At 44.4% G+C, this 20257-nt stretch carries 16 protein-coding genes and 1 tRNA gene; 11 read left to right on the plus strand and 6 right to left on the minus strand.

What is annotated here, in order from left to right; all coding sequences use genetic code 11:
• The first annotated feature begins 3 nt into the window (after positions 1–3).
• Together yaaA and GJS45_RS13070 are read left to right on the plus strand one after the other, a co-directional pair.
• Positions 4–756 carry a peroxide stress protein YaaA gene (gene yaaA / locus GJS45_RS13065; protein ID WP_162342284.1) on the plus strand — a complete coding sequence of 251 codons (753 nt, stop codon included), beginning with the start codon at positions 4–6 and terminating at the stop codon, positions 754–756.
• Between the two features lie 125 nt (positions 757–881).
• Entirely contained in the window at positions 882–3554 is a 2673-nt protein-coding gene (locus GJS45_RS13070) for a hypothetical protein (protein ID WP_162342285.1), read from the plus strand.
• Here the strand turns inward: GJS45_RS13070 and GJS45_RS13075 are convergent.
• Positions 3532–4065, minus strand: coding sequence for a DinB family protein (locus GJS45_RS13075; RefSeq protein ID WP_162342286.1), 534 nt, complete (start codon positions 4063–4065; stop codon positions 3532–3534). The two genes, GJS45_RS13070 and GJS45_RS13075, sit on opposite strands and share 23 nt — an antisense overlap.
• A gap of 224 nt (positions 4066–4289) precedes the next feature.
• Here GJS45_RS13075 and GJS45_RS13080 point away from each other — a divergent pair, with 224 nt between their 5' ends.
• The 3 genes from GJS45_RS13080 (at position 4290) to wecB (ending at position 7704) form a co-directional block, all read left to right on the plus strand.
• The gene (locus GJS45_RS13080) at positions 4290–4913 is read left to right on the plus strand and encodes a class I SAM-dependent methyltransferase (RefSeq protein ID WP_162342287.1); all 624 of its coding nucleotides are present in this window, start codon (positions 4290–4292) and stop codon (positions 4911–4913) included.
• A gap of 13 nt (positions 4914–4926) precedes the next feature.
• Complete coding sequence (locus GJS45_RS13085) at positions 4927–6510, plus strand: amidase (protein WP_162342288.1); 1584 nt, start codon at positions 4927–4929, stop codon at positions 6508–6510.
• Between the two features lie 96 nt (positions 6511–6606).
• Positions 6607–7704, plus strand: coding sequence for a non-hydrolyzing UDP-N-acetylglucosamine 2-epimerase (gene wecB, locus GJS45_RS13090; RefSeq protein ID WP_162342289.1), 1098 nt, complete (start codon positions 6607–6609; stop codon positions 7702–7704).
• A gap of 40 nt (positions 7705–7744) precedes the next feature.
• On the opposite strand, the gene GJS45_RS13095 is transcribed toward wecB, so the two are convergent.
• Positions 7745–8506: a class I SAM-dependent methyltransferase gene (locus GJS45_RS13095; RefSeq protein ID WP_162342290.1), complete on the minus strand. Its 762-nt coding sequence runs from the start codon at positions 8504–8506 to the stop codon at positions 7745–7747.
• A 204-nt stretch (positions 8507–8710) separates the two neighbouring features.
• On the opposite strand from GJS45_RS13095, the gene GJS45_RS13100 reads away from it, so the two are divergent.
• Genes GJS45_RS13100 through GJS45_RS13110 form a run of 3 tightly spaced genes read left to right on the plus strand, consistent with a single transcriptional unit; the run spans position 8711 to position 12884 of the window.
• A complete protein-coding gene (locus tag GJS45_RS13100; RefSeq protein WP_162342291.1) occupies positions 8711–10042 on the plus strand; it encodes an efflux RND transporter periplasmic adaptor subunit in 1332 nt (443 codons plus the stop codon).
• 45 nt (positions 10043–10087) lie between these two features.
• The gene (locus GJS45_RS13105; protein WP_162342292.1) at positions 10088–11401 is read left to right on the plus strand and encodes an ABC transporter permease; all 1314 of its coding nucleotides are present in this window, start codon (positions 10088–10090) and stop codon (positions 11399–11401) included.
• Complete coding sequence (locus GJS45_RS13110; RefSeq protein WP_162342293.1) at positions 11394–12884, plus strand: TolC family protein; 1491 nt, start codon at positions 11394–11396, stop codon at positions 12882–12884. The genes GJS45_RS13105 and GJS45_RS13110 overlap by 8 nt, the downstream gene beginning before the upstream one ends.
• Positions 12885–12890: 6 nt before the next feature.
• Here GJS45_RS13110 and GJS45_RS13115 read toward each other — a convergent pair whose 3' ends face one another.
• The 3 genes from GJS45_RS13115 to asnS all read right to left on the minus strand — a co-directional run bounded on the left by GJS45_RS13115 (position 12891) and on the right by asnS (position 16477).
• Complete coding sequence (locus GJS45_RS13115; RefSeq protein WP_162342294.1) at positions 12891–13343, minus strand: hypothetical protein; 453 nt, start codon at positions 13341–13343, stop codon at positions 12891–12893.
• 137 nt (positions 13344–13480) lie between these two features.
• The gene (locus GJS45_RS13120; RefSeq protein WP_162342295.1) at positions 13481–14824 is read right to left on the minus strand and encodes a glycoside hydrolase family 5 protein; all 1344 of its coding nucleotides are present in this window, start codon (positions 14822–14824) and stop codon (positions 13481–13483) included.
• 201 nt (positions 14825–15025) lie between these two features.
• The gene (asnS, locus tag GJS45_RS13125; protein ID WP_162342296.1) at positions 15026–16477 is read right to left on the minus strand and encodes an asparagine--tRNA ligase; all 1452 of its coding nucleotides are present in this window, start codon (positions 16475–16477) and stop codon (positions 15026–15028) included.
• A gap of 186 nt (positions 16478–16663) precedes the next feature.
• Between asnS and rpoN the strand changes: the two genes are divergently transcribed.
• Positions 16664–18121: an RNA polymerase factor sigma-54 gene (rpoN, locus tag GJS45_RS13130; protein ID WP_162342297.1), complete on the plus strand. Its 1458-nt coding sequence runs from the start codon at positions 16664–16666 to the stop codon at positions 18119–18121.
• Position 18122: 1 nt separating this feature from the next.
• The gene (locus tag GJS45_RS13135) at positions 18123–18746 is read left to right on the plus strand and encodes a PA-phosphatase (protein WP_235954743.1); all 624 of its coding nucleotides are present in this window, start codon (positions 18123–18125) and stop codon (positions 18744–18746) included.
• A 57-nt stretch (positions 18747–18803) separates the two neighbouring features.
• Here GJS45_RS13135 and GJS45_RS13140 read toward each other — a convergent pair whose 3' ends face one another.
• Complete coding sequence (locus GJS45_RS13140; protein WP_162342298.1) at positions 18804–19538, minus strand: porin family protein; 735 nt, start codon at positions 19536–19538, stop codon at positions 18804–18806.
• Positions 19539–19716: 178 nt separating this feature from the next.
• Here GJS45_RS13140 and GJS45_RS13145 point away from each other — a divergent pair.
• Positions 19717–19790 (plus strand) — tRNA-Arg (locus GJS45_RS13145).
• Positions 19791–20257: the final 467 nt, after the last annotated feature.

Consider the following 20257-nt stretch of genomic DNA (forward strand, 5'->3'; position numbering starts at 1 on the left):
TTTATGATAGTATTGATTTCACCCGCAAAGACATTGGATTATAGCAGTAGCGAAGTATCCTTTAGCACCCAACCTCAATTCCAGAAAGAGGCCAAAGAACTGGCAGGTATTATGAAGAAAAAATCCGCTAAATCCATTCAGAAGCTAATGGGAGTTAGTGAGAACCTGGCTGCCCTTAATGAAGAACGGTACAAACATTTTGTGGATGAATATACCCAGGAAAATGCCAAACAAGCTTTATTGGCATTCAAGGGAGATGTATACACCCATATCGACGTGGAATCATTCTCTGCAGAAGATTTTGATTTTGCACAGGAACACCTGCGAATTTTGTCGGGCTTGTACGGTTTGCTCCGACCCATGGATCTAATCCAGCCGTACCGGTTAGAGATGGGAACCCGTCTCAAGACCAAAAAGGGGAGCAACCTATATGATTATTGGGGAAAAAAGATCACCGATTCCATTAATACCATTTCTGATGGGCAGCCCATTGTAAACCTGGCATCAAAAGAGTATTTTAAAGCCGTGAATAAAAAAGCGTTAGCGTCACGCGTTATCCATCCGGTGTTTAAGGAGTACAAAAACGGTACTTATAAAAATATCGGAATATTCTCAAAACAAGCCAGGGGCACGATGACGGATTTTATCATTAAAAATAAATTGACCGACCCTGAAAATTTAAAAACCTTCCATAGGGACGGTTACGAATACGCTGAAAATAAAAGCAGCCCGGATGAATGGGTCTTTATTCGTTGATTTTTTCCTGTTTCAGGGAAAAGACAAATCAACTATTTTCAGCCTTTCGGGCGTTTTGGTACTGTATCTGCTTACAGGTTATGGCTAAGTTTATCATACAAGTAATTTGTTACTAAAACGATCAGGTGTCAGTTCGATTTCTATTGTTGTTCTTTTCCTTGCCGGTAATGTTATTTACCGCCTTTGAGGTTAATGAGGGGTTCTCCAAAGCGAATTTTATCGAACCGCTTTTGGAAGGTCCGGAGGGGGTCTGTCTGAATGGCGGTTTTGCCTATGCCGATTTTTCGGCCGGTGGTGATCCGGTTACAGACCGATACATTTGGAGCATTACCGATGCTACCGGTTTTGAGGTTTTTTACGAGTCGGGCGGTGAAGCGTCCAGTGAGATTTCGTTTCCATTCACTTCTACGGGGCTATTTACAGTCAGTTTGCGGGTAATTCGGGGCGGTAATCAGAACTACTACCAAGCATCGCAAACCGTTACTGTGGAACGGGGACCTTCCTTTGTTTTACCTCCGGATGTGGTTTATTGCGGCAGTGAACCAGTGATGCTGCAAGCCCTGGACCCGGTGGATGCAACCAGTGGCAACTTTACCATTGAATGGCTCAATCCATCCAACACGGTGATTGGAACTGGAAATACATACCTGGCCACAGAACCTGGGCGGTACTATGCAAAGGTCAGTTCAGTGGCCTGCGAAGCCGTAGCCACTACTTTCGTAGGCCCCTCCATTTCCGTGAATGTGGTACCTTCCGCTACTGAAGCTTGTTTAGGTAGCACGGTTAATTATCGTCCGGATGCTCCCTACCTTGCTTCCTGGTTTTACCAAAAAAACGGCTCACCGGAGAAAACATTTATCGAAGATGCCTACGAGCTTGCTCTCGACACCGATGAGCTGGACGGAGTCGGGACATATACTGTGTTTTTTAGCATAGAGGACCCCGATAGGCCCGGTTGCGACGTCGAGTATTCATTTGATTTGGAAGTAAAAAACGCTCCTGATTTTACGGTCACAAAGGTTAGTGACGCTGAAAGTTGTCAATCACCTACCGGGATTTTTGAGATTCAGGCCAATACGCCGCTCAACTCGGTTCGAATTGGCGGAGGAGAGGAAGTCATTATCAACCAGATTGCCGCAGGAGAAAAGCGAACCATTACCGGTCTTGAACCGAAAATCTATACGATCACGGCGAGTGCAGGTACGTGTGAGGTGACGCGATCGATCAGTATTGAAAATGAAAACCCGTCAGAGGGCATTGACTTTGAAGTCACCTCTGTTCCTTCTACTTGTTCGGATTCGGGATTGGAAAGGGGCTTTCTGTTTCTGGATTTTATGGGATTGTCGGTTTCCGGTACCTACCGGATAGCAGGCGAAAATGGCCGTATCTTTCAGGGAGATTTCCAAAATGAAACCCGGGTGGAAATAGAGGTACCTAACGGAACGTACACCGTAAGTGTGAGTGATGAAAGTGCCTGTAGCAGTACCAAATCGCAAACCTATACCCTGACAGGAGCAGGCCAGGTCAGTTTTTCGGTTCCTGCTACATTAAACGTTTGTCAACTTTATTCGCTAGTTCCAGATACCCCTCAAGCACTTTCATTCCAAATGCTCGCTCCTGATGGTAGCGAGGTAGCTGTGGAGGACGGAGGGTTTCCTATTGACCAGACAGGGACCTACCGACTTACTGGCAGACCAGATGATGCTGCTTCCGCTCGTTGTCCCAGGACCAGGTTAATTGAAGTGACTGTCAATGAACCCTTGGAATACGATGTGAATCAACGAATCATTAACTGCTTTGGAAATCAACTATTTGGAGTAGAGCTTTTTGGAAAAGATCCAAACGAGGTTATTATTCGTTGGATGACAGAAGATAGAACCATTCTGGCAAGAGACTTGGAATTTTTCCCTCCTTCCACGGGTAATTTTTTATTGGAAGTCCAGCCCCGTGGGAGTAGTGCCTGCCCCGTTTCTCCGATAGCTTTCGAAGTAACCATACCTGAGAATAATGCCGATGCATCTATAGAGGGCACTCCCCTTTGCGGAGAAGGGGGATTATCATTGTTAAAAGCCCAGGTGACCGGAGAAACCGTAGACAAGGTGGAGTGGTATAAAGTAGATGAAAATGGGGATAATACCTGGCTCTTTGAATATGATGACCAGTTGGAAATCGAGGTGGATGAGCCCGGTGTTTATGAACTGGTTTTGAGAAATGAAATAAATTGCAGGCTTTATGGAGTTGTATACGAGGTGGAAGAAATAGCCCCTGCTCCTATCGATTTGGCAGCTACCTACACCTTATGCAGTGCTGAAAACCGAAGGCCCACACTCGACCCGGGTGATTTTGACTCCTATGCCTGGTATCTGGAAGATAGTTTGCTGAGTGAATCCGCCAGCTTCATGCCCGGCTCATCTGGAAATTATCGGGTGGAAGTGGCGGATACTCTTGGCTGCTCTCAGGAACAGGCCTTTTCTGTCGAAGAGAACTGCGTCATCTTGGTCCGGTATCCGAATGCCCTCGTGCCCGGCGACCCTCAAAGGGAGTTTACCGTTTATGCCGCGCCAGAAATCGATTGGTTGGAGGTTTTTATTTACAACCGAAACGGAGCGTTGATTTATTATTGTGAGGAATTAAGGGGTGGTCAGGCAAGCCCGGCTTGTTCCTGGGATGGCTTTCTTAATGGCAAAGAGGCGATGGAGGGAACGTATTCAGTAATCGTAAAGTACCGGAGTGAAGATCTTGGCGTAGAAAAATCCGAGAAAAGATCCCTTACCGTTATTGGAAATGGATATAATTAGGAGGTTCGATTTGCTGCAGCCGTAGCAGGACGATCATTTGCGCCCGATGATGGCTGACATGATCCGCCAATAGTAGCAGGAATTGCCTTCTGGTACGTGTAAAATCAGCGTAGGAAGCAGTTTCGTCTAATTTTTCGGGGTTAACATCACGAACCAAATCAGCCGCACGTTCGAATTCAGAATTGACTAGTTGGATCAATTGTTCCTTACTTTTTCCCTCTGCTTTGAAATCATCCCATCGAATTTCGGTATTCCTACCACCAAATTTACTAAATGCATGCCAGTCTATGATTACCCCCACATGCATCATCTGTTCGGCAAAGGTCATCCCTTCCGGATAAGGGGTGTGGAAATAGTTTTCTTCAGGCATTGCATTGGCAACTTCAATAAAATATTTCCTGGATTGTTCCCATCGTATCAAAAAATCTCTTAGAAAAGGGTCTTCCTGGCTCATGGAGGGCGAGATCCCCAGAAACAGGAGGAAAATGAGATAAATCACCGAATTTTTCATTTTTATTGGTAAATTTTGCTTTTCTAACTGACCAAGTATCGTAAGGATAGTTTCCGTAGCAGAAAACTACGAACTTGCTGCCATTATAAAAACAAAAAAGATGAAATCGACACGATTAAAATCATCATTAAACACACAGGGCAATGATTATTTTAATCGTCAAAGATTCTCCCGATTTGGTATCGGGACAGGCTATGTGACCGCAAAAAGACAATTATAAACACATGAAAACATTTTGGGATGAACGGTATCGATCCGAAGCCTTCATATATGGAGAAGCACCAAATGCTTTTTTTGCTTCAAAAATAAATCTACTTGACCCGGGAAAACTACTGCTACCCGCGGAAGGGGAGGGGAGGAATGCTGTATTTGCTGCCAAATTGGGATGGGATGTTTCGGCCTTTGACTGGAGTGAAGAAGGTCGAAAAAAAGCCGAAAGGCTGGCAGGAAAGGAAAAAGTAGTGATTGAATACCTGGTTAGTGACCTTGAGCAAGTTGAATATAAGAAAGAATCATTTGATCTTTTAGGTTTATTTTTCGCTCATTTCCCTGAAAAGGTAAGGCATGGCTACCATCAGAAACTTTCCTCTTTTGTCAAGCCCGGGGGGAAATTAATAGTAGAAGGATTCGCCAAAGCTCATATTGCGCTGAGCCGGGCCAATCCAAAAGCAGGCGGTCCCAAGGATGAAGGGATGCTATTCTCCCTGGAGATTATTCGAGAGGATTTCCCCGAATTTCAATGGGAGTTGTTAGAAGAAGTGACCGATTTCCTCAATGAAGGTACTTTTCATGTAGGAGAATCGGCATTAATACGTGCCGTGGGCACAAAATTGGATAGAGATAATTGAATGAAATATGCGCATGTCTAAAAGTTCTAAAATTAAATTGCTTTTTCAGTGGCTGATTCCGCTGGTCGTTTTCGCCTGCCAGGGTTCGGATAAAAAGGAAAGTTCTGCTGGAAAATTTGCTTATGAGGAATGGCAAATCGATGATTTTCAGGAGGGATATGCCAATGGTACGCTCACCGTGAGAGAAGTAGTAACTGCCTACCTGGAAAGAATTGAGTCGATTGATCAATCCGGCCCTGAATTAAATGCTGTCTTACAAATCAATCCGGATGCCTTGAAAATTGCCGATTCCCTGGATAGGCTTCAAGCTTCGGGGGAAGCCACTGGTGCCTTATTCGGAATTCCGGTATTATTAAAGGATAATCTGGATACCCGGGATGCGATGGCTACCACTGCCGGTTCCCGGGCACTAGCCGGTTCACAACCGCTGAAAGATAGTTTTGTTGCAAAAAAACTAAGGCAATCAGGTGCCGTTATTCTGGGGAAGGCTAATTTGAGTGAGTGGGCCAATTTTCGGGGGGAATTGTCCAGCAGCGGATGGAGTGGTTTGGGAGGCCAAACCAAGAATCCCTATTTTCTGGACAGAAACCCTTGCGGCTCCAGCTCGGGCTCTGCCGTAGCGGTATCCGCTAATTTGACTGTTTTGGCCATCGGAACGGAAACCAATGGATCGATCGTTTGCCCCTCGCATGCAAATGGGATTGTAGGCATCAAACCTACGGTTGGATTGGTAAGTCGGTCCGGGGTAATTCCTATTTCGGATACCCAGGATACTCCCGGGCCCATGGCAAGAACCGTGAAAGATGCCGCGATGGCGCTTGGCAGCCTGGTGGGGGTAGATCCTCAGGATGAAAAAACGCTGGCCAGTGCTGGAAATTATTCGCTGGATTACCTGCAGTTCTTAAATAGGGATGGATTGAAAGGAAAGCGAATTGGCTGGTTTAAGGGACCTTCAGGGAGGCATTTTAAGGTAGACAAGCTAATGGAAGAAGCCGTTGCCCAAATGGAAAGGGAAGGGGCGGAAATTATTCCCGTTGAACGCATTGAGCCTCCGGGCACTGGCGCTCATTCCCTGCAAGTAATGCTCTATGAATACAAAGAGGGGTTGAACCGGTATTTTGCCGCGTTGGGACCAGATGCCCCCATAAAAAGTCTGGAAGAATTGATCGCCTTCAATAAAAATGACAGCATTGAATTGCGGCATTACAATCAACTGTACTTGGAACAGGCCCAGGAAAAAGGGAGCCTGGAGGAGGATGCTTACCAGGAGGCACTGGCATCCTTGCTGCGGATGAGCCGGGAAGAGGGAATGGATAAGGTGCTGAAAGAGCATGATTTGGATGCGATCATAGCACCCACGGGAGGCCCGGCCTGGAAGACAGACCGGATCAATGGAGATGCTTTTCATCTGGGAAGTTCCTCTCCGGCGGCCCATGCAGGATATCCAAATGTAACCCTCCCCATGGGCTTTATTGATGGACTGCCAGTGGGGATTTCCATTTTTGGTACGGCCTGGTCCGAACCGGTATTACTCGAAATAGCTTATGGATATGAACAGGGGACGAAGATCCGAAAGCCGCCGGCATTTAGGGAATAGGCACCATTATCCTTAAATTTTCCGAAATAGTTCACGTGTTTTTTTCACTTATTTTCAAATAAATTTGGTAAACTTGAGAAATAAAATTTTTAATCCATGATACAGATAGATTTAATTGCAGGGGCAAGGCCTAATTTTATGAAGATTTCTCCCATAATCGATGCGATCAAGGCAGCCTCATCGGATGGGAAGGACATTACTTTTCGGTTGATTCATACCGGTCAGCATTACGATAAAAACATGTCGGGTAGTTTTTTTGAGCAGCTCGGTATTCCGGAACCTGACGTAAATCTGGGTGCCGGTGGCGGCAGCCAGGCCGAACAAACAGCAGCCATTATGATCGGCTATGAAAAATTATTGCTGGAAACCAACAAGCCGGATCTTTGTTTGGTGGTGGGAGACGTGACATCAACCATGGCCTGTGCGATCACGGCTCAGAAACTCCTTGTAAAAGTGGCCCATGTGGAAGCTGGCATTCGCTCCGGTGACTGGACCATGCCCGAAGAGATCAACCGCATGGTTACGGATAGCATTACCAATTATTTTTTTACTACTTCTGAGGTAGCCAATACGAATCTGAAAAATGCTGGAGTGGGTGAGGACCGTATCTTTTTTGTGGGGAATACCATGATAGATACCTTGCTAAAACATCGGTCACGATTTCAAAAACCCGAAGTATGGGACCGGCTAAACCTGGAAAAAGGCAAATTTCTGGTAATGACCCTGCACCGCCCGGCAAACGTAGATCAGGAGGAAAAGTTAAAAGAACTGATTCAAAAAATTGTGGACCATACACTGGATCTACCCTTGGTATTTCCCGTCCATCCCAGGACGAAGAAAATGCTCCAAAATATTGGAATAAGTCATGACCGGCTGCATATGATTGATCCATTGGGGTATTTGGAATTTAATTATTTGGTAGAAAAAGCCAAAGCGGTGGTAACCGATTCGGGAGGGATCACTGAGGAAACCACCGTCATGGGCATACCTTGTATGACCCTAAGGGACAATACCGAAAGACCGGAAACCATCACCCAGGGCACAAATGAATTGCTGGGTACGGATCCAAAAGCCATCCCGCCCGCCATGGAAAAACTATTTTCCGGTAGCTGGAAAACGGGTCAGGTGCCCCATTTATGGGACGGTAAAACGGCCGGAAGAATTGTCAAGGTGCTGTTGGAAAAACTGGGATAAAGCAGGCAGCTTAGGTTCAGGAAAAGAGGAAACCGGAGCTTTAGCCTTTGCTACAGAAGTAAATCATTTCTGTTTCGGGAAGGGCATGTTGATGGATCAAATGGGGATCTATTTCCCTGACAAAGGGGATTTCTCTCACGTTTAATCCCGATGTGCTTAGTCTTTCGGCATAATCTTTTCCGTACTTCCGAACATGGTCGCGTTGGCCAAAAACCCGCTCCCTTTCGACAGGATCTGTGATGCTGGTGTCTTCCAGTGTTTTATCCAGGTCGTATACGGGGGATTGCAAAATGCCCCAGCCGCCAGGTTTTAGTACCCGATTGATTTCTTTACAGGCATCTATGTCGCTTTTCACATGTTCGAGTACATGGTTGCAAAAAACCACATCGAAGGTATTGTCTGGAAAGGGGATTTGGTGAATGTCCATTTTAATTTTAGCAAGGGGAGATTCTAAATCCCCGGTAATGTAGTCCAGGTTTTTCAGGGCTTCAAACCGCTTCAGGAAGCAAAGTTCCGGTGCCACGTGGAGGACCTTCAGCTGCTTGGTAAAAAAATCCGTTTTCTGCTGCAGGAATAGCCACATCAGCCGGTGTCTTTCCAGGCCCAGGCAATTTGGGCAAAGTGCGTTTTCCCTGCCCACTCTGCCGTAAGGTAAAAACTTACGGAAACTCCTGCTGCATATGGGGCATCGAACCCTATTTCCTCTATAAAAGACAGCTGCTATTCGCAAAAAAATATGGCTGAACAGCTGCAGGTATTTTCGCGGAATGTACCGGATCGTCCAACTTATCAATGATTTCATCGAACAAAGATAGAAATTGGCAACAAAAAGAAAGCCCTGCTGTTAAATTAAACTTATTAGAGTTTGGAAAGGAGAGGGAGCTGATTTTTATAAACGAAATAAACAGGAATGTACTTACATTTTATGTCAATGGCCAAATAATAGGCTCATTGGGAAGGACTTGGAAGGTGAAATAGTTACCTTTGAAGTGTAAATAGAGAAAAAATGAAAAAGAATTTAATTTACGTAGCTATCGGAAGTATCATCGTCATTGGCGGTTTGTACTTCTTTTTTGCCTCAAGTAGTGCGGGGGTGGAGAACGATATACTGGCTACTGTCGATAAAGGAGAGTTTAGAGTTGAAATTACTACTTCCGGAGAACTGGAAGCACTCCGGTCCGTACAAGTGTTCGGGCCTGCTGAGGCACGTCGATTCAGGATTGGAAATTTTACCATCGATAAGATGGTAGATGAGGGTACGGTGGTTGAGAAGGGAGATTTTATTTGTTCCATTGATAAAACAGAGCTGTTTGGCCGCTTGGAGGACAGGCGTCTGGACCTGGAGCAAACCCGGGCTCAGTACGAACAAATTCAACTGGATACCTCATTGAATTTACGAGTGGAGCGGGACAATATTCTAAATCAGGAATACATTGTGCAAGAACAGGAATTGGTATTGGAGCAATCGCAGTTTGAGCCACCGGCTATCATTAAGCAAAACGAATACAATGTAGAAAAAGCCAAGAGGGAATTGGATCAGGCAAGAGAGCGGTACCGAATCAAGACCTTGCAGGAAAAGGCCAGAATGATGGAGATCGCTGCCAAACTTCGCGAAGATGAGTTGGAGGTCAACCAAATGGTAGAAGTGTTGGATAAATTTGTGGTTACGGCTCCTCAGGACGGTATGGTAATTTATGTAGACTACAGAGGAAGCAAAGTGAAAGAGGGCTCGCAGATAAGCACCTGGAACCCTGTCGTAGCAACCTTGCCCGATTTGACTACCATGCAAAGTATAACCTACGTAAATGAAGTGGATATCCGAAGGGTGAAGGTAGGGCAAAAAGTAGAAATGGGAATGGACGCTTTCCCGGATAAAAGATACACGGGAGAAGTGACGAAAGTTGCAAATGTTGGCCAACAGAGGCCGAATTCGGATGCCAAAGTCTTCGAAGTGATTATTGAAGTAAATGAAAGCGACCCGGTGCTGAGACCGTCCATGACATCCAGTAATTCCATCATCGCCGATCAGTTAAATGATGTGATGTATGTTCCTTTGGAGGCGGTAAATGTTGAAAATGACAGTATTAATTACGTGTACCTTCGCAATGGTGTCAAGCAGGAAGTGTTGCTGGGAATGACGAATGCCAATGATGTGGTCATCGAAAAGGGATTGAACCAAGGAGACTACGTTTATTTAAATACTCCAAACTGGGGCGAAAATCTCGCTGTCAATTTATTGGAGGAATTGAATGGTAAAAGGAACCTGGACGATCAGGATGAGGAGCCCGTTGCTGAAGTTTCTTCCCTAAGCCAAAGTATGAATAATACCTCCCCTTAAGACGTTTTTGAAAATAGATACCTTTTCCCTATTACAAGTTAATTTATGTTTAATGAAAGGCTTTTAGCCAATTTTTATATCGCTTTCGAGGCGGTATTAGCCAATAAGGTACGCTCCTTACTCACTGCTTTGGGCATTATCTTTGGTGTCGCTGCGGTCATTGCCATGTTGGCTATAGGAACCGGTGCCCAGCAAGAAATCATGGAACAAATCAAATTGGTTGGGGTGAATAACATCGTGGTGGAGCCGGTAGTGGAGCAGGTAGAGGAACAACTGGACGAAAATAGTAGCCTGGAAAAAGAACGAAATCAATTTTCTCCCGGATTGAAACTGGATGATGCGGAGGCGATACGGAATATTATACCTGGCATAAACAAAATCAGTCCGGAAATTGTCATGGATACCTACATCGTAAAAAGTGGAATCAGGAGGTCTGCCAAACTGGTGGGCGTGAAGCCCGCCTATTTTGAAGTGCTGGACTTTCAACTGAGAGAGGGGAGGATGTTTAGCGAAAAAAACCTGATCAATGGTGATCCGGTATGTATTATCGGAAGAAATGTAGCGGCCCGGTTTTTCCCCAATCAAAGCCCGATTGGGAATAAAATCAAAAGTGGTAATCAGTGGCTGGAAGTAATCGGTATTTTGGAGGAAAGATTGGTGTCAGAATCCAGTATTTCTAAATTGGGAATAAGGGATTTTAATATGGATGTCTACATTCCCATCCAAACCATGCTTATTCGGTACAAAAACAGGGATTTGGTTACAGAATCACAGTTGAATGATGATGAAGGAGGTGGCTCAAGTAATTATCATCAGATAGATAAAATGGTCATTCAGGTGTCTGATAGCGAGCGACTCAATCCGACGGCTGAAGTGTTGGCCAAAATGCTGGAAAGGAGGCATTTCAATGTAGTGGATTTTGAAATCACAATCCCGGAGCTACTTCTCAAGCAACAGCAACGTACACAAAACATATTTAACATCGTATTAGGGGCCATCGCAGGCATTTCGCTGCTGGTGGGAGGAATCGGTATCATGAACATCATGTTAGCGTCCGTGATGGAAAGAATAAAAGAAATTGGCCTAAGGCTTTCGTTGGGAGCAAAAAAGAACGATATTGTGAATCAGTTTCTATTTGAATCTATTATGATAAGTGTTTCTGGTGGACTGATTGGTGTTATTTTGGGAATCGTTTTGGCGCATTTGGTGTCTACCTTCGCCGAGTTTCCTACCGTCATTACCTTGAGTTCTATTTTCTTGTCATTTGGAGTCGCCGCCACGGTGGGCTTGGTATTTGGAATTACGCCAGCCAAACGGGCGGCCAGTCAGGATCCGATAACCTCATTACGCTATGAATAAAACGTCTACTCTATTTCTGGCCATGATATTTTTTATGGCCATTTTTTCTGTGCAAGGTCAGGAGACCGAAAGCTATACGCTGGAAGATATTATTGCCAGGGCCAAGGCCCAATCCCCTGCAGCCCTGAGGGCTGATACCCGAAGGGAGAACCGGTATTGGTATTATCGGCTTTATCGAGCCAATTTTAATCCACAGCTCCGATTGGAGGGTACCCTTCCTCAGTATTCGCAGGCATTTAACAATGTCACCCAACCTGATGGCACGATTGAGTTCCGGGAGGTAAGACAAAATCTGGTGGATTTGGAATTGGGCCTCAGGCAGGTAATTAGCCCCACGGGTGGAACCATTTCTGTGAATAGTTCTACCAATAGATTTGATAATTTCCTGTCTGTAGATGGTTCCAACCAAACCCGTTGGAGCGGAGTACCTGTTAATGTGAATTTGAACCAGCCCATATTTGCCTTTAATCCATACAAATGGGACCGGAAGATAGAACCGATCCGGTTTGAAGAGAGCAAAAGGGAGTTTGTGGAGGAAATGGAGGACATCAGCCAGTTCGTTGCCGAAATGTTTTTTGATTTTTTGGTAGCTCAGGTCAACCTGGACATTGCCACCAAAAATTTAGAAAACTCTGAGGCCATTCTTCAAATTGAAAGAGGCAGGTACAATATTGGGACAACCTATGAGGACAAACTTTTGCAAGTGGAATTACAGGTATTAAAAGCCAAACAGGGCGTGGCACAGGCCAGACTGGATATGGAAGCCCGTTCATTGAGACTAAAATCCTATATAGGTTTGAATGAGGCAGTCAACCTGAATCTGGCGCTACCGAATGATATCCCTGAATTTGAGGTGAACGTAGAAGAGGCCATTGAGTATGCTTTCCAAAACCGTTCCGATGCCATCAGTTTTGAGAGGCAACGAATGGAGGCCCAGGCAGAGGTTGCCCAGGCAAGGGGAGATCGCTTTCAAATGAACCTGAATGCCAGTTATGGCTACAACAAGGCAGCTTTGATGTGGGGGGAAATTTACAATAACCCCAATACCCAGGCTTTGGTTAATCTAAGTATTCAGGTTCCCATTTTGGATTGGGGCAGAAACAAGGCCAGAATGAGTATCGCCAGGTCCAATCAGAAATTGACCGAATATGAAATTGATCAGGAAATCATCAATTTTGAACAGGAAATCTTTACACGCGTTCGGAATTTCATCATGTTAAAAGACCGGCTGGAAATCACCAAAACCTCCGATGAAGTAGCGGATAAGCGGTATGAGATTTCTTTCCGCAGGTATCAGAGTGGGAATGTGTCCATTACGGACCTGGGCATTGCCCAGGAGGATAAAGATATTAACAGACGGCAGTATATAGAATCTTTGAGGGATTATTGGACAGCTTATTATGAGCTAAGAAAACTTACATTATATGATTTTGAGAACAACCAATTGCTCTATACTCCTGATATGAGTTTTCAGCAAGAGTAAATCGAATTAATGGGGCCAGGGGCGGGTTATTCGCTCCTGAATGTATGCCTTGTAGGAATTTCCAAGGCAGTAAATGGCAGCACCAAAGAGAAGAGCAATGTGAAAAAGGCCATTGTTATAGATCCCAAAAATGGAGTTAAGGGCAGTTAGGAATGAATCGGTGTGAAGCAAATGATCCCTGACCCAGCCAATGGAAAATACGACTCTGATAAAAATGGATAGAATTGCCAGAATCCCTCCGATTAACCCAATCAAAGGCTTTTTATAATGAATAAGCAACCCAAAAGCGGCAAAGGTTTCAATCCCAGCTAATAATATGGCCCAAAAGAGGCTGTACTCCAGCGCTCCTATCAGTTTCAGTTTGGTAAATCCACCAAACAATAATAAACAGGCCAGAGAAATGCGGATGACATGGCCACCTATTCCCTCAATTTTCAAGTATTTTAAAAACGTTTCCACTTTCTAATATAATAAATAAACCACAAGAATTAAACCCAAGGATTACATAAAGAGCGTTTTTTAATTCGAATGGGTTTAAAGAAAAGGTATTAGGGCTGGGTATGAATCCTAAATCACCCAATCATTAAATGATTCCTTTATTCTACCAAAGGACTAATCTCGATATCCACCGGAGCAGATTGGTACAAGCGTTGTCCTTCTTCATCATATACCAGCATCCTTAAATAATAGGGACCTGCTGCCTCCGGCTCCCACACCACCTTTTTTTGGTTATTTTCTACGGGTATTTCTTTTTCGTTGACCCTAAGCACCAGCCTGGAAGCAGCAGAAGCATCCTGAAATAAGTGGGATAATTGTACCGTCACGGAATTTCCTTCCATCAAAACACTGCCATCATTGGGATAAGTGATGGTGATGGATGCTTGCTCCAAAAGTTCCCGGTCCAACTGAAAACCCGGCGTGGTCATGCTTTTAAACATCTTATAAACCTCCGGGTCGTCCTTTTGTCCCTCGAATATAAAAGGGATGTCCTGATTTACCCCGCTTTCCATAAACCCCCAGGCGGCACCATTGAGTACGGAATAGGCCAACGCTGCGGCCCCCTCTTTGCCAATTTTATCATCCTCATTACAAACGATCGGTTTGCTGTATTTTTTCAGGGAGGTAATCTTTTCTTCATAATCTTCCAAGGCGGTATTGTTAAAATGAATCAACAAAAAATCTGCCGCTGTAGCCAATGCCTCCGGAAATTCTCCATTTCCCAGCCCACTGGTACTTACGAGTAAATCAGAATGAACCGCTTTGGCGGCTTCCATCAACTCCACCTGTCCCGCCTCGCTTACCAACCAATCGCTGTCCGGCCATCCCCTGTAACCGCCATGAGGGTATTCGTTGGCAATTTCTAAAACCACATTGGTAAATCCCTCCTCGGCAATCCAGTTGGCGGTATTCCGAACGGCTGAAATGATGGCTTGTTTGTTTTCCAAAGCAAAATCATGGTCCCGCTGCCGCTGGTAAAAACACGAAAGAATAATGACCGCTCCCTGTTGATCTGCCGCGTTAATTACTTTTTGCACCCGATCCAGGTAGGTCTTTCTCAACGATCCATCCGGTTCAAAAGCGGTATTGATGGCCCCCTCATAGCCGGGCAATCCCCCTTGGAGCGAAATAACAAACGCATTCACCCCGAGACCCACATATTCGGGAATATGGTTGATAAAGGCTTGGGTGTTTTCTTCCGGATCAAAGGCATCTACCTGTTTTTTCCAGCCCTCCCCACGGTCTTCAAAAACAGCATTGACCATCCTTACATTCATTAAGAGACCTTCAGCAGGAGAACCGGGGTTGGTAATGGCTCCATTGATATACCACTTATCCCCTTCTATACTGGTCTGAGTACGATTTCCCTGGGGGAGGCATTCTCCAGAAAAAAACACGAAAAACACCACCGCAGCTACTTTAATTTGAAGGAGTCTTTTCATGGCTAAATTAAATTTTAGTAGTGCCGCTTTAAGTACACCTTTTCTATTTATCCCTAAAATCCGCAAACCTGACAGGTTGTATCCTGTCTTTATCCGTTGAATATAGGATTATGTAGCGGATTTAGGGTTATTAATTCGAATCAAGCCGGAGGGTTTTTCGTATTAATTGCGCAGGCGATCGGCCCGGCATGTACATTTCCATCAAAATTCAGCATTGCCCGGCGTTCTGGGGAAGGGAATTACATCCCGTATATTGCCCATTCCGGTAACAAACTGAACCAACCGTTCAAATCCCAACCCAAAGCCGGAATGCGGAGTGGTGCCAAACCTTCTGGTGTCCAGGTACCACCACAGTTCCTCCTGGCTGATATCCAGCTCCTGCATTCGCTCGGTCAGCTTATCCAATCTTTCTTCCCGTTGAGAACCGCCGATGATTTCCCCAATACCCGGAAACAGAATATCCATGGCCGCCACCGTTTTACCATCCTCATTTTGCTTCATGTAAAACGATTTAATAGATTTCGGGTAATCGGTAATGATCACTGGTTTTTTAAAGTGTTTTTCTACCAGGTACCTTTCGTGTTCGGATTGCAAATCGGTTCCCCAATCTTCGATGGGGTAGGTAAATTTTTTCTTTTTATTCGGTTTGGAATTTTTGAGAATTTCCAATGCATCCGAATAGGTAATGCGTTCGAAGGTATTATTGGTAACCAATTGGAGCCGATCCAAAAGGCCCAAATCACTGCGTTGTTCGGCTTTTTTATTTTTCTCTTCCTCAGCAGCCCTATTGTCAAGGAAAGCCAGATCTTCCCGGCAGTTTTCAAGGGCGAAACCGATGATGTATTGCAGAAAATCTTCCGCCAGGTTTTGATTGTCTTCGGCATCATAAAAGGCCATTTCGGGTTCTATCATCCAAAACTCCGCCAGGTGACGGGTGGTGTTAGAATTTTCGGCCCGGAAAGTGGGGCCAAAGGTATATATTTCAGAAAGTGCCAGGGCGGCAAGCTCTCCTTCCAGTTGCCCGGACACCGTAAGGTTTGTTGCCCGTTCAAAGAAGTCCTGGCGGAAATCAATGTTATTGTTTTCATCTTTTGGCGGATTTTTTAAATCCAGGGCGGTAACCTGAAAGGTTTCCCCTGCTCCTTCGGCATCCGAGGCCGTGATGATGGGTGAATGGAGGTAAAAAAAACCTTTTTCATGAAAATACTGGTGTACCGCAAAGGCCAAGTGGTGTCTAATTCGAAAAATGGCACCGAAGGTATTGGTCCGAATTCTCAAGTGGGCATTTTCCCTCAAAAACTCGAGCGAGTGCTTTTTTGGCTGAATGGGGAATTTTTCCGGGTCTGCTTCTCCGAGTATTTCAACTTTTTCCGCCTGTATTTCACTGGATTGACCGGCTCCCTGAGAGGCCACGACCTCACCGGTGACTTTTACGCAAGCGCCGGTATTTGCCTTTTTTAGGGTGTCCTCATCGATTTTTGCAGGATCCGCCACAATTTGGTAGTTTTGAATGCAGGAGCCATCGTTTAATGCGATAAAAGTAACGTGCTTATTACTGCGCCGGGTTCTAACCCATCCCATTACCGTTACGCGCTCACCTACTGAATCCTTATCCAGTAAATGCTTGATTTTGATCCGGTTGTTAAATGCCATGATTTTATTTTCTGTTGAGGTGTATGCCTGCCTTTTGTCAAAAACTTTTAATTGAATGCAAAAAACGATATAATACGCTTTTTATCAAAATTTTGATCTTATTTCCTAAATTTGAAAAATGAAAGGATGCTTTGGTAAGTATTCATTGATTTACAAGTGCCTAACCATTATCCGGTAGAAGAATTTATGCAAAAACTGAATTTAAATCAGATATTATCTCAGAAGTTATCGCCTCAGCAGATACAGTTTATCAAGCTCCTCCAGGTGCCTACGGCCGAACTGGAAGCCAGGATTGAGGAGGAGTTGGAGGTCAACCCTGCTCTGGAAGAGGGTAAGGAGGAGGATGCTGACCTCCAGGCAGAGGATTTTGCCGAAGGAACTGATAATACGGAAGTGAAGGAAGATAAGGATGTGAATATTGAAGAATATTTGAATGAGGAGTATGGGGGGTATAAAATGCAGGGCGATGGCAACTATTCAGGGGATGAGGAAGAACGTGAAATGCCCTTGTCCAGCTATTCGACCCTACATGAGCAACTACTATCACAACTGAATTTTCTAAAGCTGGACGAGACGCAACGTATTATTGGCAAACAGCTCATCGGTAGTATTGAGAACGATGGCTATATTCGAAGAAGTCTGGATGCCATTATTAATGATCTGGCATTTAGCCAAAATGTGGAAACCGATCTGGATGAAGTAGAGGAAATTCTGATTAAGATTCAGGGGTTTGACCCTCCGGGAATTGCCGCCAGAAACCTTCAGGAATGCCTTATTATCCAATTGGAACGAAGAGAGGACCCAAATGAGCCATTGGTTCAGAAGGCCATCTTCGTAGTTCAGAATTGCTTTGAGGAATTCACCAAAAAGCACTATGATAAAATTTTGAAGAAGGCAGGGATTGAGGAGGATGAACTGAAAGAGGTGATCCATTTGATCACCCGGCTGAATCCGAAGCCGGGAGGGGTTTCAGATGGGATGGTGCGAAACCATTATGTGATCCCCGACTTTATTCTGAATAATAGTAACGGGAAATTTGAAATCGTTTTGAACTCCAAAAATGCACCGGAACTCAAAGTGAGCAGGTCCTATTCGGAAATGTTTAGTGCCTACGATAAGAGTGATAAGAAAGATAAAAAGCTCAAGGAGACGGTAACCTTTGTCAAGCAAAAACTGGATTCAGCTAAGTGGTTTATTGACGCGATCAAGCAGCGACAGCATACCTTAATGAAAACCATGCAGGCGATTATGGATTACCAGAAAGAGTTTTTTGTAGATGGAGATGAGACAAAACTACGTCCCATGATCTTAAAAGATATCGCTGAGAAAATTGACATGGATATTTCCACCGTTTCCAGAGTGGCCAATAGTAAGTCCATACAGACCGAGTTTGGTGTCTTCCCCCTGAAATATTTCTTCTCAGAGGGAATCGCTACCACAGACGGGGGAGAGGATGTCAGCAATCGCGAAGTGAAGAGCGTTCTCAACAAACTAGTAGAAGGGGAAGATAAGAAACGCCCCCTATCAGACGATAAGCTAGTTAAATTGTTGAATCAGAAAGGATATAATATTGCCCGACGGACTGTAGCCAAATATAGGGAGCAATTGCAGATACCCGTGGCAAGGTTAAGAAAGGAGTTATAACGTGTGTAGAAAACTGGCAATGGGGATTTCAGTGGTTTTCCAACCGCTGGTGATTCCCTCATTAATGGTACTTACCTTATTTTACATTGTCCCGGAAGCGACGATGGTCCCTGGAGAAGCCAAATGGTCCATCTCCTTGCTGATTGGATTCACGACTTTTCTGATCCCCGTCTTGGGATTGGCGGGCATGCGAATATCCACCTTAATCCACAGCTATCATCTACCGGACAGGAAAGACAGAGTTCTACCTTTTACACTGGTTACGGTATTCTATGCCATGACCTCCGGATTTTTTTACTGGAAGCTGAATGTAGACCAACTCTTAATCACCACGCTGGCGATGGTTAGCATTAGCCTGTTGGTATTGACGATTGTCACCTATTTTTGGAAAATAAGTGCTCATCAAACAGCACTGGGAGGATGGGTGGCACTGGTGGCGGTGCTTTCCGTTAGGTTTTATTCTACGCCTATGTTCTATTACCTGTTGTTAATTATTTCTATTAGCGGGCTGGTCGGGACGGCTAGATTATACCTCAATGCTCATAAGCCAAATGAAGTATATGCTGGTTTTGCCTTAGGTTTTGGGATTAATTTTTTTGTTTTCTATTCTTTATTGATGGCATAAAAAAAGCAGGTTTAGCTATTAAACCTGCTTCAATACGTTTTTTGAAGATACCTTTATTTAGAATAAAGCCACGGATACTCCAAAATTAAATTGGGTGGCCTCGGTACCAAAGGGGCCTTGTTCCTCTTCGAAGAGGCCGTTTAGCCCATAGTAGCCCCATAGATTGAATCCTGGAAACCCTAAACGCGTGTATACGCCATAACGGATCGGGCTCAGGCCATATTCCTGACTGTTTTTGACTTTTTGTTCTAATCCATCACTATTGGTTACGCCTATTTTTGAGTGGGCATTGTAAAGCAGTCCAAATTTCCCTCCGATGGCTGCGCGGAAGCCGTTGTTATAATCTTCTTTGTTGGCATGATACCGGATTTCAATGGGTATATCAAAGTAATTGATAGCCATGGTATTGGTGGATACCCGTATGTTTTCTCCATAAATGTCTGAGATCGACACCAGTTGACTGGAGTTGGGTCCCTTGGCTGGGTCGGGTATCAGGGTTTGGTTATCCTGAAACGCCAGCTTTTCCAATCCCAAGCCCAACCCGGGATTAAAAGTAAACCCGGAATTAGCGCCTAAAGGAATCTGGGTTTGGTAATAGATATTGACGACACGTGATGCTATAAATCGGGTATTCAGATCTTCTGGTCGATTGTTAAGTAAATTAAATCCAAAATCCAAAAACAAGTCTCCTTTAATGTTCGGCCTGCCGCCTACAGGAGTTTTCTCTCCTTGTTGGGCCTGAAGTTGAAAAGTGAATAGGAATACGATGGAAATTAGGGTAAGTTTTTTCATGAAAACAATGATTATTTTTTCAATTGATCGGCTAAATTAGGAAATCTTGCTTGATTTGGAATGTTATTCATCTTAATAATTCTTAAATTAATAATTGGGTGGTCTAGATTCTTTCCTGCTGATGTCTCTTTGTAATATTATTGTTATTGCTTACCTTTGCCTTCCGTTAAAAGGAAATGGCCTCGTAGCTCAATTGAATAGAGCACTTGATTACGGCTCAAGAGGTTCCAGGTTTGAATCCTGGCGAGGTCACAGTCTTCTCTAATAAGTATGGGAAGTAGTTTGAAAGTTTATCTAAAAAATTTCAACAAATCCATTGCCAGCTCAAAAAAACGGGTCATCTTTGTGATCCCAAACGGGGGTAGCGACGAAAGGAAGGGATGAGAAGTTGGAAGTTGCTAAAAAAAAGATAAAAAACATTTTGCCAGGGTCGAATTTTCTACTACCTTTGCAAACCCAAACGAAAAGCGGACTTCTGAAAAGGGTCTGAATTTGGATGGACAAGCCGGAAAAGATTGCTTCGAAAGGGGGCGATTAATTTCGGAATAAGTTCTTTGAAGTATTGTCAGACGAGATATTAAAAACAGAAATAATTTCTTCGGGCCACGGAAACAACAAGGTGTTGATTCGGGTAGGATGTAAGTTCTACTTGGAGAAACGCCACACAAACTTTACAATGGAGAGTTTGATCCTGGCTCAGGATGAACGCTAGCGGCAGG

Source organism: Cyclobacterium salsum (assembly GCF_010119245.1).
GTDB classification, from domain to species: domain Bacteria; phylum Bacteroidota; class Bacteroidia; order Cytophagales; family Cyclobacteriaceae; genus Cyclobacterium; species Cyclobacterium salsum.